This window comes from Flavobacterium sp. CFBP9031, from assembly GCF_034044945.1.
Classification (GTDB): Bacteria; Bacteroidota; Bacteroidia; order Flavobacteriales; family Flavobacteriaceae; genus Flavobacterium.
In genome coordinates this window covers 253,538-268,501 of record NZ_JAXCWF010000002.1, presented here as the reverse complement: position 1 = coordinate 268,501, position 14,964 = coordinate 253,538, and the positions used below count along the sequence as shown (strand labels likewise).

Here is a 14,964-nt window from a genome sequence, read left to right as displayed (position 1 = left end):
AAATGACACTACTACAATTTATCAAATCAAAACTTGAAGAAGATTCGCAAGTAGGCGATGTAGCCAGAGATTCACAAAGGGATGCAGATTTCAAAGAACTAAAATCGGATGATGAAAGATTAGAGCATTTAAAGCGCAAACTTATAAACGTGCGTGAAGCATTTAAGGCATTTAAATCTGAATTCAAATCAGTTAAATCATAATAGAAGTATGACACAATTAGAAAAGATAATTGAAGAAATACAACATAGCAATACACCAACCAAACAATTTCTTGAATTTGTTGAGCGAGATAAAGAATATCAAAAAGCGAAGACCGATAAAGATAAATGGAAAGTAATATTAATGATTTCACAAAGATTCAGTGACATTTTTAAAAATGGTGAGTATGAAGATTTAAGAACGATTTTTAAAGCTAGATACCCAAATTTATGAGTGAAGAAATACCAATTGTAAAAAAAGAAGAAAACACATTAAATAAGATTACTGATTTAGCGACTACTATAACTATCGGAGGAATAGTTCTTTATCAAATGGGTTGGGTTTACTGGACAAATTATTTTTCAGTACTGGATATTGATGCTTCTTTTATAGAAATGCCATTTGAAAAATTTATTACAACTACATGGTATTTATCTTTATTTGTATTTTTTTGTTTTTTAGCTGGCGTTATTGAAGTTTTAAATAAAAAGGGTAATGATTTAGATGCTTCTAGTGCAATATTTGGCGTGTCTGTCGCGATTACAATGATATTATCTACCTATATGAGTGATATACTTTTTATATCTATCCTTTCTGGTTTGCTATTATTTTTCATTTTACACATGTATCTTTCCTCTAAATATAATATAGAGCAGAAAACAGTCAATAAATCAAAATTTATCTACGGCGTGCTAGTCATTATGTATTTTTTATGCTTTTTAGTCTATAGTGATAAAGCAAAAAAGGATGCAAATGAAGTTAGAAAAAAATTTAAAAATCAAGATATTGAAATTACTTTTAATAATGAATCAAAAGCAAAAGGTAAATTTGTTTTTTATATGAACAGTAAATATTTCATCCTAGTAAAAAATAAAAAAGGTAAAGTAGAAACTGTAGTTTTAAATGATAGTGAAATTCATCACACCAGATTTATTAAATAAATTGCACAAGAATGAATTCCACTATCCTATTTATTCTGAATCTTTTTTCCTTGCCATAATTTGATTACCCCAGTGACGTGTTCCACTACTTTCTTCTTTTCCAACGCTTAAACGTCTATCACGTTTGGATAGATTATTGTCGACTGGTTGAAATTCAATCGCAAGACCCATCACATTTATATAATATTTTTCAATGGCTTGATCTGATACTTTCACCGCATCACTTAAAACCTCAACATCTAAACCTATATGTTGCAACCAGCTTGCATTCTGTATGCAGAAGGATTTCTCATACCAATGAAAAGACCATTCACCCAAAATCAATAGATTTTCAACGGCATGGTAGCCTTTCGTCTTTTCATTAAAACCACCAATTTTGCTAATGTGCCTAGTAATTTCTTTTTTCTCTTCCCTGGTTATCATCATCATTTATTTTAAAGTCCTCTTTTAATATCGTAAAAACTCTTTTCCGGTTCTCTAGATTCAGCAATTAAACCCATTACATTTTCATAATATTTTACAATGGCATCATCTGTTAGAATTACCTTGTTCCACTGCATCCGACATTCGAACTTTAAAAACCAAAGTTCTTTTCTAAGCTCAACAGCATCATCACGATTAGTAGAAATAAAATCTAACTCATCATTGTTAAATAATAGTTGAATTAATTTGTACTCACGGCTTGCCGGATTAAAGCCACACACTTTAAGTAAGTGTTGTTCAACTGCAATTTTTTCATTTGTGTTCATCTTCATCGTAATTTAGAGCTACAAAACTAACACAGATAGTAACAACGTAACACAAATTCAATGTTCCAATTTAGAACAAAATGAAAGAACTCAATAAAAAAGCCAATCTGGTTAGATTGCCTTTTTTAAAATTAACACACTTTATTTTACTTTGCTAATTTTTCTGATTCTGTAATTCTAGCCATAGCCCCGATAGCAGTGGAAATCCTTTTGTGCCGTTGTTCGGCACAAAAGATTGCAACGGATAGCGGGAAAAAGCTCCAAAAAATAATTAACCTCAGGACCACCGTAATTCTCAAAACCAAAACAAAGCCCAAAAACCGCAGCCAAAAACACCCAGCCCCTATGACCCGCAGAACCCTTAAAAGAAACGCGACAGCAACCCCAAAGACATAACGGTGAAGAACATAGAAAAAGACCTAAACTATACCTCGTCCAGGTTAAAAGGAAGTTTTCTTATCCTTTTTCCTGTCAGATCAAAAATAGCATTGGTAAGCGCCGGTGCAAAAGGCGGAAGTGCAGGCTCGCCCACACCCCCGGCATCCGCGTCATTCTCCATGACATGCACCTCCATTTGCGGCATATCATAGATGCGCGGCATATTGTAAGTGTAAAAATTCTGCTGATCTGCCATTCCATCTGTAAAAGTCATCTCATGGAATGCAGCGGCTCCCAGTGCCATTATGATAGAGCCCTCTATCTGGGCCTCAATAATATCGGGGTTTACATACCAGCCGCAATCCATAACAGCCCATACCTTATCTACCCTCACCCCTCCTTCAGGCTTACGGGAAACCTTTACGATCTGCCCGACCGTACTGTCAAAACATTCGGTGATGGCAACGCCAAATCCTTCGTTTTTTTTTCTTGCCTTCCATCCCGATACTTCTTCCATCTTATCGATAAGTTTCTGAAGGCGCTGTTCTTTTAAATATTTTCTTCTAAAATCCAGTGGGTCTTTCCCGGCCGCATGCGCCATTTCGTCCATAAAGCTCTCATAGGCAAAACCATTGGTAGAGGCATAGACAGACCTCCACCAGAGCACTGGTATTGGCGTTTCAAAAGGAATATCAGAGAAACTTATATTTTTAACCGACTCGAAATAGGGCGCCAAAAACCCTTCTGTAGTGCTTCCATTGGCTTTTCCCCTATTCTCGGACATCCAGTGGTCGATGTTCTGGCCCGCCATACGAAACTTTACGGCGGTCATTTCCCCATCCTCTATAACACCTTCTCCCCTATAGGAAATACCCGGCCTGAAAGGCCCCTGGCTGGCATCATCTTCCCTTGTCCATACGACCTGGACAGGTCCCCTGATCTCCTTGGAGATCACAACGGCCTCATGAACGAAATCCGTAAAGGCCTTTCTTCCAAAACCACCCCCTAAAAAGGTCATATTTACAATAACCGAATCCAGAGGGATCCCAAAACTTGTACTTATAAATTCCTGCATCCAGTCCGGGGCCTGCAGGGGTCCCCAAATTTCAATTTTATTTCCCTGATGATGCGCAATGCAGTTTAGTGGCTCCATTGCATAGTGCGACTGGTAGGGTGTCTGGTAGGTCACATCGAGCTTTTTTACTGCAGCCTGTATAATCTTATCTGGATCCCCCACTTTTTTAAAGATGAGCCCCTTTTCTTTTTGGAGTAAATCCAATTGCCTTTTGGATATTTCAGCGCTGTCCAAATGCTCAAACCCGCTGTCGTCCCAAACAATTTTTAATGTTTTTTTGCCCTGCAGGGCAGCCCAGGTATTGTCCGCTATAACGGCCACCCCTTCACGCAGGGTATTATGTACCTTCATTTTTATTTTAAATACCTTTTTTACCCCGGGAATTTTCAAGGTCTCACTGTCGTCATAGCTCACGAGCTTTCCCCGCAGCCTGGGATTGCGTTCCACTGCCGCAAAAACCATCCCTGGAATTCTTTTATCTATTCCAAATACAGCAGTTCCATTGGTTTTTCTGGCCGTATCAATTCGTCGAATGCCTTTGCCAATCAGCTTATAATCCGAGCGTTTTTTCAATTTTACCTCTAAAGGGGCAGGCAGTGTAGAGGCTTTCTGGGCCAACTCCCCATAATGCAGGCTTTTTCCCGACGGCTTATGGATGACATGACCTGATTGTGCAAAACATTCACCTCCCGGCACAGCCCATACACCGGCAGCTGCAGCGATAAGCATTTCCCTTGCCGTGGCGCTTAACTTGAGAAGATTTTTATACGAACCCCGGATTGTAGAGCTCCCCCCTGTGATCTGGCCGCCATATTTTTTACTTCCCTGTGCAAATACCACATTAATATCCTTGAGGTCCACCTCAAGTTCTTCGGCTATAATCTGCGGTACAGAATGAAAAGAACCCTGCCCCATTTCTGCGCGATGGTCTATAAGGGTTACCTTGCCGCTTTGCTCAATAATAATCCAGGCGTTCATCTCCACCGAATTGAGCATGCCCAGCTGCGGATTTACGATATTGGCCGATGCACCCGCGCTGTTAAATACACCAAGGTAGAAAGCCGTTCCCCCTATACCTGCCAGTTTAAGAAAACTTCTCCTTGAGACTGGCACTTTATTTGACTCTGACATGTTTTTGAGTGTTTAGTGTAACTTCATTATTTAGCTGGCGCATAGGCCCCGTTTTTAATCCAGGTAGTCCACGCTTTTTTAAATTCGCTGTGGCTCATCGGAGGCATTGAATGCCCTTGGGCAGGTTTCCATCCCGCCAGCACCAGTTCGTCATCAGCATGCTCGAGGAGCTGCTTCATATTCTTATTGCCGTTTTGTTTCAGGTCTACAAGCTGTTTGGCAAGCTCATGGGCCGATTTTCCCTGGAAAACCATTTTCATGTTAGCCGGGGGCAAATGCCAGTTTGGAGCCCCCGGAGGCGCGTGTGGACCTGCGGTATTCTCCAACTGGTGGCAATTGGCACACTTCATGGCATAAAGCCCCTTACCGTCTGCTCCACGTTTTGGAAACATTTTATGGATATGGCTGTCATCTCCCTGCAGGGGTATATCCCCAATGGGATGGCAGTTAACACATCTGGGGCTCATCAGCACTTTATATACTTTCTCAAAAGCCTTAACTGATGCTATACTGTCCTTTACAATAGGCGTGGGTATATCTTTGTATGCTTTATCGGGACTGTATGTATTGCTAAAACCAAAAGCTGCAATGGTAATCATAACTAGGATTACAGCTGCAATTGAGCCGCCTTTTTTTCGGAGCATAACACTTATGTTTTTTGAGTGCCTATTTTTTATCATACTGAAGAATTGAAAAGTTGTATAAATTTAGAATCTGTTGATCTCTAGGATTTCTCAGCTGATTTTCGTTGTATTTCAGCAGCAATATGTATCGCTTTTCGAATTCTGGGATAAGTACCGCAGCGGCAAATATTACCGGCCATCGCATTATCTATATCCTGATCTGTAGGGTTGTCATTCTCACGCAGCAGTACTGCAGCGGACATAATTTGCCCGGAATGACAATAACCGCATTGCGGGACATCTATATCCTGCCATGCCTGTTGTAAAGGATGATCATTGTTTAAAGATAAACCTTCAATGGTAGTGATTTTTTTCCCCTGGGCACGGCTCACTTTAGTAACACAGGAGCGCACCGCTTCCCCGTCAAGATGTACCACACAGGCACCGCATTGTGCTACGCCGCATCCATACTTTGTACCGGTTAGCTGTAGAATATCACGCAAGGCCCAAAGCAGCGGCATGTCACTGCTAATGTCACAATCATGTGATTTATTATTTACATTTAATTTAATCATCTTCCAATTAATTTAGTTTTTATTTAAAATTAATCATAAATAGCTTAAGATTTAATTTATGATCAAAGTTAACACAATTGATTCATAAAAAAATTAGTGAATTCAAACTATTCGTTAAGTTAATCAAACAATTAATCAGGGGCCACTATGAATCTTATCTCGATTATTTTAGAATTAATTGCCTTTTTTGAAGATAAACAGCAGCTGGCCAATTTTCAACAGCTCAAAAAATTAGCTGGCCATATCAATTGTTCAATTGTAAAAAAGCCGGTTACCGCCAAGGCTTATGCATATAGTAACTTTACACAAAAACCTCCTAAATCAAATGACTTTGGAGGTTTATGCTCTGAACGCCTAGCAAGGTGCAGCCAATTTTAAAGATCATTAGGAAACGCGGTCGATATAAAATTAAAAATTTTCAATAACCCTTTGAAATCTTATTTCAGATTATCCTTAAAGAAACGCCCTAATGTATCAAAAGGAATCACATCCACTTTGTCATACAGATCAACGTGAACTGCATTTGGAATAATGATCAGTTCTTTTGGCTCGTTTGCCACTTTAAAAATATCTTCACTAAAGTATCTTGAATGCGCGTTTTCCCCTGCAATCAATAACATTGGTCGTGGCGCAATTTCCTTTACATAAGCAAGTATTGGCATATTCATAAAAGCTATTGGATTGGTTGCAAGCCATGCTCCGTTTGAGTTCACCGAATTGACATGAAAACCACGCGGGGTCCTGTAATAATCAAAATATTCCTTTACAAATTGCGGCTCATCACCTTTTAATTTTTCGGGCAGGTTCCTTGGCCCATCGGCCGGTTTTCCAGCCTCGGCGTCTTTGTTGCGCTGCTCGCCTAAAGTTTCCAGTGTTTTGGTTCTTTGCTCGGGAGTAACCGAGTCATTATATCCTTTGGACATGACCCGGGTCATATCATACAAACTTGTCGTGGCAACCGCTTTCACCCTTTTATCAATAGCCGCGGCATTTAAGGCAAAGCCGCCAAAACCACAAATCCCGATGATCCCAATTTTGTTCCTGTCAACGTTTTTTTGCAATCCCAAAAAATCAACCGCGGCGCTAAAATCCTCGGTATTGATTTCAGGGGATGTCAGATTTCTGGGTTCGCCACTACTCTCCCCTGTATAAGACGGGTCGAAAGCGAGCGCCATAAACCCGCGTTCTGCCATTTGATTGGCATATAATCCTGATGATTGCTGTTTAACCGCTCCAAAAGGCCCGCCAATGGCTAGTGCTGATAATTTTTGAGTTTCTTTATTCTTTGGAAGGTATAAATCACCAGAAAGCGTAATGCCATAACGGTTTTTGAAGCTCACTTTCTGACGTATTACCTTATCGCTTAATTGGAAGGTATAATGTTCTTTTGACGTGTTCATTTTTTCTGAATTTAATTTTGTTTTTTGTGCAAATAACTGCCCTGTTATCAGAAACAATATTGTGATTGCCAATGCTTTTTTCATTTTATATTTGAATTGTTTTTAATACTTAGATACTACTCCTGGGCTATCTCTTGTTCCCAATTCATCATCTCTTTCCTAAATTTTGTACAGAGGTTTACTAAAGCTCCTGCGCTGTTGGGCGAAAGATAATTTCGTTAATGTCTACATCCGAAGGCTGGCTGATTGCAAAAGCCACTACACGGGCAAAACTGTCCGCGCTAATCCCTACTTCGCCTACATAGTCCTTGTTGGCCTGCTGGATATCTGCCTCTGAAATATGTTCCAGCAGCTCTGTTTTAACAGCACCGGGACATACAATGGTGGTACGGATATTATAGGGCTTAAGCTCCATACGCAAGCCTTCCGTTAAGGCGCGAACCGCATATTTGGTAGCCGAATAAACTGCAGAGCTGTAAAATACTTTATGGCCGGCCACAGAAGAAGTGTTGATAATCTGGCCGGACTTTTGCTCTTTCATATATGGCAGAACAGCGGCAATGCCATTGAGCACTCCTTTTATATTGACATCTATCATGGTGTTCCACTCCTCTACATTTATCCGGTCCATTGGAGACAAAGGCATGACCCCAGCATTATTCACGATGACATCTACGCGTCCAAATTGCCGGACTGCCGTGTCAACCAGGTTCTTTACCTGCTCCAGATCTGTCACGTCCACTTCTACAGCAAGAGCTTTCGCGCCCGTTTGCTGAATATCTTTTGCCAGCTTGTCAATTCTGTCAGCTCTTCTAGCCCCTAATATCACTGTTGCTCCCAATCCTGCCAGATGCTTGGCAGCAGCCTCTCCCATCCCGCTGCTTGCTCCTGTAATGATTACTACTTTATCTTTGATATTATTTTCCATAATTAATTATATTTAATTTCAATTCTTTTTGAAAAACTATTTTGCACTTTGATACAACTTATCGGTTACCGCTTCGTTCCAGTTTACAATTCCTTTTTCAGTGTTTGGAACGATGTACAGTTGCTGCAAACCCACATCAGCGCTAGCGCCGTGCCAATGCCTTACATTTGGAGGACATTTTATGACATCCCCTTTTTTGATAATTTCAACAGGCCTGCCCTCAATCTGATGATAACCAACACCATCGGTAATAATCAGGATTTGACCAGAAGGATGACTGTGCCAGTTGCTTCTTGCACCAGGCTGGAAATATACATTGCCAACCGCTGTTGTAAAAACGCTATCGGCATCAACCAGACCGGTATTGTATGCATTACCTGTAAATAAATCTTTTGAACCTTTTTCACCTTTTGGAAAAATTTGAGTCAGCTGGTTTTTATCTCCATTTATTTTTTCCTGATTTTTATCCTTATTGCAAGCTATTGCCAGCACGCAAATTATAAGTGTCACTGCTATTTTTAAATTACTTTTCATAATGATCCTGTTTTAATTGTTTTCAAATTTCACAACTACATTTCCATTACCCAATGCATCGGCCAGTCCCGCAGGATTGTCAATGTATCCGAGTTTTGTATAACTATAGGAAGTGCTGAAACTTTTATAAAAAAGCACCAGCACATTGTCGCCGTAAAGCATTAAATCACCCGCTTTTATATCGCCTCCAACTGAAGCATTTGTTGGAAGCGGACCAGGGAGATCGTAGTACTTTTCATTGCCGTTCAGTTCGTTCATATTTATGGTCAAGGGAAGCTTTGCTTTTAGTGCAGCGGCGCTCGGGTTGTTATACAATGTCGCCGTAAAAACTGCTGTACCAATTGTAATTTTCATTTTACTTGTTGAATTAGTATTAGTATTTTCATTTCCATTCTCATTGTTTTGCGGTAGCGTTTCATTGTCCTTGCTGCAGCCTGCATTACAAAAACAAAAAACGAAAACAACAGCCGTAACGCTTAGAAAAGATTTCAGTTTCATACGATATGCTTTAAGGTTAAACATTTTTAATGAATTTTGCAGGAATCCCGCCAACTATGGTGTTATCGGGAACATCTTTGGAAACTACTGCCCCTGCCGCGACAACTGCATTTTCCCCAATAGTAACGCCGGGCAAAATAGTGGCATTGGCACCAATCCATGCATTTTTTTTAATGTGGATAGGTTTTCCAATCAGTCCTTTTCTCTCCTTGGGATCTAAGGGATGGTTTTCGGTAACAAGACTGACTTTCGGGCCGATTAAAACGTCGTCTTCAATGGTAATGCCGCCGAGTGCCAAAAAGGTGCAGTCAAAATTGATAAATACGTTTTGACCAATTCTAATATGTTTTCCGTAGTTAATGTAAAGGGGTGTAAAAACGGTTACATCCTGAACTTTTGTATCTAAAATTATGCTCAGTATCTGTGCAATTTCCTCTGGATTTGAGGAATTATTCATCTGGTTAAGCAATGCTTTGACAGCAAATGCCTCTTCTCTTAATCTGCCTAGTTGCGGATCGTTTGGAAGTATCGCCTCACCGGCTAAAAGCCTCTCAAAAATATCTTTTTGAGATGATAAGGCAGCGGAAATAGGGTCTTTATCTGACATAATATTTGAATTAAATATTCAGATACAAAGATAAGGCTGCCTTTAAGCAGGGAAGTAACGATTATCAAACCAAAGCTTAAGAAATTCAAACTTCAGCCAGACGAAACGCAGTGGGATTGGTTCCCGTAGTCTTTTTGAAGAAATTATTGAAGTAGGTTGGATAATCAAATCCCAAGGCATATGCGATCTCAGAAATACTCCAGTCGGTATGCTGCAAAAGCGCCTTGGCTTCTGTGATGATTCGCTCTGTAATATGGGTCGTTGTTGGTTTTCCCGTAACTTCCTTTACAGCCCTGTTCAGGTAATTAATATGCACATTGAGATGCTGGGCATAATGCTGCGCCGTTCTTAATTGGAGCGGATTCGAAGCGGTTTCAATAGGAAACTGTCTTTCCAGCAGTTCTAAAAACACAGATGCTAATCTGGAAGAAGCATTCTTGTTTTGCTCGAAATTCTCAGAAGGTTCCATTTTTAAGGATTCGTGAATAATCAGACTGATATAATTTCGGATCAGCTCATCTTTAAATACATAATCACTTTTTTGCTCGGCAATCATTTTCTGAAAAATAGTATTGAGAAAGCCTCTCTGTTCTTCTGTGATTTTCAAAACAGGGGTCCCGCCTATTTTAAAAAAGGAAGATTGCTGCAGGCTTTCAGAACGTTCGGAGTTTTTAAAAAACTCCTCAGAAAATAAAATAGTGTAACCAACGTATGTCGTAGAAATGGTTTCCCACGAATACGGAATGTGCGGATTTCCGAAAAAAAGAATCGTTCCTTCCTGCTCATAGGTTTTATCAGAATAATGAATCTTGCTTTTTCCCGTAGTCAGACAGATTTTATAAAATTCCTTTCTGCTGTAGGTTCTGGTTTCTGCGCCATCATCCTCTATCTGAAATGCCTTAAAACCCTGGAGTTTCAGTTCATTGTTAAACTGCGAAATTTCTCTTGTTATTATCTCTTTCATAATGCAAAGTTAAGAAATTCAAACATACAATAACTCTTAATCTTAACTTCGACCTGTAAACTGGAAAATAGAACATTTTGGTTCAAATTACATTCTCCAAGGACAAATTGGATCTGTAACAGATCCTAGCCCCGATAGCAGTGGAAATCCTTTTGTGCCGGGGTTCGGCACAAAAGATTGGAACGTATAGCGGGAAAAAGCTCCAAAAAAAAATTTAAACATAAAACACAATACTATATACAATTGACCCGGAGTTAGCGGGAAAAGCGCCCAAAAAATAATATCTAACCTAAAAACCAAGTGATTCAACATTGTCCATGTATATAATAATCAAAAAATAAAATTACAACTTCCCATACAACCAAAAATTACCACAAACACCACCGTAATTCCCAAAACCCGATCAAAAACCCAAAAACCGCAGCCAAAAACACCCAGCCCCTATGACCCGCAGAACCCTTATAAGGAACGGCGCCGTTTCAGGAAAAAAACACAAGTAAATAACAAGAGTAATGGACCAGCTGAACCCTTTAACGCAATTCTTCAAAGCAGTAGAAAAAGACCAGCGCAGCAGCATTACCCCTATTGGAATTTCTGCGGCACTGCTGCAGTTCAGAACTGCTGCAGGCTATACGAATCCTATTAAAGTAACAGGCATGAAATTATGAAGACTGCCAAAATAAGCGGCCTGTTACCTATCACAGATGCACCGGAGACCTAAATGAGTACGGTTATATCAATTATCTTCCAAAGAGAAACAGAATCAGAAGAGCATCATTTATTTCACCCTTTAAGAGTTTACTCAAATTCTCAGTAAAAGACAGCAGAGCTGTTTTATGGGAAACCTGGGTTCTATATCTCACCAGTTGATTTTTTTTTTGCCGCAAAAGTTTAGGTGTTTTTTAAAGATATTCCACCGCTGTAAGTTTTGCGGCAATATCATGGCGCGCACTATTTGGATCAATATCCAACACCACATCCGTTTTTTTTTAAGATTGTTTTTTTCGCTTTTATCAAACCTTACCGGCGAATACAGTTCTTTTTTAGAATTTGAAAAATCAATATCCAGTACTTACAAGTTTAGAGAATATAGGACCCCGCATTATTGTTAGGGTTTATAATTCGTTAGTCATATGTGCCGCAATTTTGCCGCAAATCATTACTGTCTCTTTTTTTATAACCATAAAAAGATCTTTATCAAACTCAGTTGTGAAGTAAGACCTGCAAGATACATTTTATCTGATAGACAAAATATCCATCAGCTGCTTAATCAAATTAGTTTCCGCAAGCACGTCTTCTATATTTGACTTATGCTTTAAAAGAGCTGCCGGCAAACAGCTCTTTTTAGTCCTTGCCAAATAATAACTAATTCAAAAAATTGTAAAGACCATTAAAATTAACCTTAAGAATTGCCGTTCTTTAAATTCTATTTATTTAACACAGACTCACTTTTCTCTGCCTGCATCATTACTTCTACTTTATTAGCATTTGGCAATACCTCGCCTGCATATTTTTTAATGTCTTTTACAGAAATACTTTTGATTAAATTTTCATAAGCATCACTGCCAATAAATTTATCCCCGGTTTTTAACTGATCTACAATCGTGTTCATCCAATAAGAATTTGATTTAATATTCTGCTGATTGCTTTTAATTAAATCTTCTTTTATATCTGATAAATCTTTATCTGACACATCATTTTTTACAATTACATCCAGCTCGTTATATACAATTTGAAGCAGTTTTGTATCTTTTTCAGGATTACAGTCAAAGCTTACGCGAAGAGAAAAAACCGGAGTCGGACTTTTCGATAATGAACTCTGTGTCTGCACGCCATAGCTTCCGCCCTCGTCTTCTCTGATTTTATCTAAATATCGTTTGTCTAACAACTGCGATAACATATAGGCCATAATCTGATTTTTCTCGGAAAAGGCTGCATTTCTGTTCTCCAGATGCATATAAATACTGGTTTTAGGAACGCTCATTTCTCTGACGAGTTTTTCTTTAGAAAATCCTTCTGCCATTCCTGTTTTGTGATCAATAAACTTTTCCTGAGTATGACTCCCTGCGATATTTCCTAAATATTTATTGATGGTTTCAAGGTCACCCTCAGCAATATTTCCAACAAAAACAAAAGTAAAATCAGAAGCATTTGAGATACGCTGTTTGTAAATTTTAGAAGCATCATCAAATTTTAGTTCTCCAAGGTTTTCTTTACTTAAAAGAAAAGTTCTTTTGCTGTGATTTGTATCTAATAAAGCAATTGTATCGCCAAAAATTTTACTGTTATCCTCAGTTACATTTTCAAGTGCATTGCCATAATAATCAATGATTCGCTTGTAAGCCTGAGTTTCAAATCTTGGATTTTTAAAATATAAATATGTGAGTTCTAAAAGTGTTTCTAAATCCTTTTTTACAGAGCTTCCGCTAAAACCTTCGTAATGTTCCCCAATAAACGGACTCACTTTTACTGTTTTTCCCGAAAGCTGTTTTTGTAAATCGGTAACTTTAAATTCTCCTAATCCAGAGTTTTTGGCTAAAACCGCTGCAATCTGCGACGATGCTAAATCCTCTTGCGGCAATAATGATATTCCTCCCGGACTAAAAGCAGAAAAAAGAATCTGATCCTGCGCCAAAGTGGTTGGATAAATAATTACTCTGGCTCCATTATCTAAAACATATCCTTTAGCCTCCTTGATTCCTTTAATTTCAAATCTTTTGGCAATTGGTTTAACTGTAAGTTTATCGGTCACCAAAGCAGCATTTGCAATGGTTTCGGTATAAGGTTCTAACTTTTGCTCTTTTACTTTTTTAATTACCTTTGTATAATCAGCTTCTGCTGGATACGTAACATTTTCTTTTTCCGGTCCTGAAACGGTTAAAACCTGATTTTTTTCTGTCGGAAGTGCACGAAATACTTTATTAATTTCATTGACATCTACTTTTGACAAAGTTGTTTTTACAAGCGCTGCTTCATCTTCTAAACTCATTACAGGCGAGGCTTCCAAAAAGTAATTCTGCAATTGCGAAGCCCAGTATTCATTGCTGATTTTGTCTTTATTTTTTAGCTGATTTTCATAACCCGTGCACATATTTTCTTTTACGCGATCCAGTTCTTCTTTTGTAAAACCATTTTGAATTGCCCTCTCATATTCTGTATACGCCTGCTGAAAAGCTTCTAACAATCTTCCGTTTTTAGGATTTACGGTCAAAGTAAAAAAAGAAGTCAAACGGGTTAAACCAGAATAACTTAAACCTGCGCTTAACAAAGCAGTTTCGTTGTTTACCGTATATTCTCTAAAACGGTTGTTCATCATCTGCAAAGCCAATTGTTCTGCAATACTATTTTCAAATACGGCAAAATCTTCAATCAGCGGTTTATTCTTTTTAAAGTTTAACGAAATAGATGTTTTCTGAGCTTCTTTGTCCAAAGCCAGTTTGTACAACAATTTATCGTTATCCGGAATTGCTTCATAAGTACGCTCGGCAGCATTGGCTGGCATTGGAATTGACCCCATTATTTTCTTAACCTGCTGTTCTATTTTTGCAGGATCAATATCTCCAACAATAATTACCGCCTGATGGTTTGGGAGGTACCATTTTTTATAATAATCTCTTAATAGTTTGTATTTAAAATGCTGAATAAGATCCATATCTCCCAGAACATCTCTTTTTCCGTATTTTGAACCGTTGTAAATGACCGGTTCTAACTGCGATCCAATTCTTAAATCGGCATTTCTTCTGGTACGCCATTCTTCATGAATTACACCCCGTTCGGCGTCGATTTCGCTATCTTTTAGAGATAAAAACCCTGACCAATCGTGTAAAACGTATAAACACGAGTCTAATAAAGCGGGATTTTTAACCGGTACATTACTTAAATTGTAAACCGTTTCATCATGCGCAGTATACGCGTTAATGTCACGTCCAAACGTTACACCGTGTTTTGCAAGCATATTGATAATGCCTTTTCCTTTAAAATGCTCCGTTCCGTTAAAAGCCATATGTTCTAAAAAGTGAGCCAGACCGTTTTGGTTGTCATCTTCTAAAATAGCTCCAACATTCTGAACAAAATAAAAATCGGCTCTGTCTTTTGGCCATTCGTTATGAAGGATAAAATACTGCATTCCGTTGTTTAAATTGCCATGAACTACATCTTTCCGTAAGGGAATTGTAGTTTTAAATTGTGCCGATACCTGAGTTAAACCCAGAATCATAAAATGCGCCAGAAATAATTTTGCTTTCATTTTGGTTAATATTTTTTTTTTGATTGATTTTTCCTGAATTGTAATTTGAAAATGGTATAAGAAATTACTGCTGTTAATTTGAAGGTCTCAAAAGAAACCTTCAAATAACAGTCT

General features: G+C 38.5%; 17 protein-coding genes. 5 read left to right on the top strand and 12 right to left on the bottom strand.

The genetic code is table 11. From position 1 onward, the window contains the following. The first annotated feature begins 2 nt into the window (after positions 1–2). Genes SOM12_RS04700 through SOM12_RS04690 form a run of 3 tightly spaced genes read left to right on the top strand, consistent with a single transcriptional unit; the run spans position 3 to position 1,142 of the window. On the top strand, positions 3–203 hold the full coding sequence (locus SOM12_RS04700) for a hypothetical protein (protein WP_320492586.1): 201 nt from the start codon (positions 3–5) through the stop codon (positions 201–203). A 7-nt stretch (positions 204–210) separates the two neighbouring features. Then, entirely contained in the window at positions 211–435 is a 225-nt protein-coding gene (locus tag SOM12_RS04695) for a hypothetical protein (RefSeq protein ID WP_320492585.1), read from the top strand. Next, a complete protein-coding gene (locus SOM12_RS04690) occupies positions 432–1,142 on the top strand; it encodes a hypothetical protein (RefSeq protein ID WP_320492584.1) in 711 nt (236 codons plus the stop codon). The genes SOM12_RS04695 and SOM12_RS04690 overlap by 4 nt, the downstream gene beginning before the upstream one ends. A gap of 30 nt (positions 1,143–1,172) precedes the next feature. On the opposite strand, the gene SOM12_RS04685 is transcribed toward SOM12_RS04690, so the two are convergent. The 5 genes from SOM12_RS04685 to SOM12_RS04665 all read right to left on the bottom strand — a co-directional run bounded on the left by SOM12_RS04685 (position 1,173) and on the right by SOM12_RS04665 (position 5,673). Next, the gene (locus SOM12_RS04685) at positions 1,173–1,571 is read right to left on the bottom strand and encodes a hypothetical protein (protein WP_320492583.1); all 399 of its coding nucleotides are present in this window, start codon (positions 1,569–1,571) and stop codon (positions 1,173–1,175) included. A 5-nt stretch (positions 1,572–1,576) separates the two neighbouring features. Beyond that, a complete protein-coding gene (locus SOM12_RS04680; RefSeq protein WP_320492582.1) occupies positions 1,577–1,891 on the bottom strand; it encodes a hypothetical protein in 315 nt (104 codons plus the stop codon). A gap of 424 nt (positions 1,892–2,315) precedes the next feature. Beyond that, positions 2,316–4,475, bottom strand: a complete 2,160-nt coding sequence (locus SOM12_RS04675; protein WP_320492581.1) for a xanthine dehydrogenase family protein molybdopterin-binding subunit — start codon at positions 4,473–4,475, stop codon at positions 2,316–2,318. Between the two features lie 26 nt (positions 4,476–4,501). Further along, positions 4,502–5,119 (bottom strand): c-type cytochrome, encoded by a 618-nt coding sequence (locus tag SOM12_RS04670; protein ID WP_320492580.1) that lies wholly within the window; start codon positions 5,117–5,119, stop codon positions 4,502–4,504. A gap of 80 nt (positions 5,120–5,199) precedes the next feature. Next, the gene (locus SOM12_RS04665) at positions 5,200–5,673 is read right to left on the bottom strand and encodes a (2Fe-2S)-binding protein (RefSeq protein WP_320492579.1); all 474 of its coding nucleotides are present in this window, start codon (positions 5,671–5,673) and stop codon (positions 5,200–5,202) included. A gap of 147 nt (positions 5,674–5,820) precedes the next feature. Between SOM12_RS04665 and SOM12_RS04660 the strand changes: the two genes are divergently transcribed. Continuing rightward, positions 5,821–6,051 (top strand): hypothetical protein, encoded by a 231-nt coding sequence (locus SOM12_RS04660; protein ID WP_320492578.1) that lies wholly within the window; start codon positions 5,821–5,823, stop codon positions 6,049–6,051. 59 nt (positions 6,052–6,110) lie between these two features. Here the strand turns inward: SOM12_RS04660 and SOM12_RS04655 are convergent, their stop codons facing one another. The 6 genes from SOM12_RS04655 to SOM12_RS04630 form a co-directional block, all read right to left on the bottom strand. After that, entirely contained in the window at positions 6,111–7,157 is a 1,047-nt protein-coding gene (locus SOM12_RS04655) for an alpha/beta hydrolase (RefSeq protein ID WP_320492577.1), read from the bottom strand. Positions 7,158–7,254: 97 nt separating this feature from the next. Then, complete coding sequence (locus SOM12_RS04650; RefSeq protein ID WP_320492576.1) at positions 7,255–8,001, bottom strand: SDR family oxidoreductase; 747 nt, start codon at positions 7,999–8,001, stop codon at positions 7,255–7,257. A 36-nt stretch (positions 8,002–8,037) separates the two neighbouring features. After that, entirely contained in the window at positions 8,038–8,535 is a 498-nt protein-coding gene (locus SOM12_RS04645; RefSeq protein WP_320492575.1) for a cupin domain-containing protein, read from the bottom strand. Positions 8,536–8,547: 12 nt separating this feature from the next. Beyond that, positions 8,548–9,033: a cyclophilin-like fold protein gene (locus SOM12_RS04640; protein ID WP_320492574.1), complete on the bottom strand. Its 486-nt coding sequence runs from the start codon at positions 9,031–9,033 to the stop codon at positions 8,548–8,550. A gap of 16 nt (positions 9,034–9,049) precedes the next feature. After that, positions 9,050–9,640, bottom strand: a complete 591-nt coding sequence (locus SOM12_RS04635) for a sugar O-acetyltransferase (protein WP_320492573.1) — start codon at positions 9,638–9,640, stop codon at positions 9,050–9,052. Between the two features lie 85 nt (positions 9,641–9,725). After that, a complete protein-coding gene (locus SOM12_RS04630; protein ID WP_320492572.1) occupies positions 9,726–10,604 on the bottom strand; it encodes a helix-turn-helix domain-containing protein in 879 nt (292 codons plus the stop codon). 512 nt (positions 10,605–11,116) lie between these two features. Here SOM12_RS04630 and SOM12_RS04625 point away from each other — a divergent pair. Further along, entirely contained in the window at positions 11,117–11,272 is a 156-nt protein-coding gene (locus SOM12_RS04625) for a hypothetical protein (protein ID WP_320492571.1), read from the top strand. A gap of 758 nt (positions 11,273–12,030) precedes the next feature. Here the strand turns inward: SOM12_RS04625 and SOM12_RS04620 are convergent. Continuing rightward, the gene (locus SOM12_RS04620; RefSeq protein WP_320492570.1) at positions 12,031–14,850 is read right to left on the bottom strand and encodes an insulinase family protein; all 2,820 of its coding nucleotides are present in this window, start codon (positions 14,848–14,850) and stop codon (positions 12,031–12,033) included. Positions 14,851–14,964: the final 114 nt, after the last annotated feature.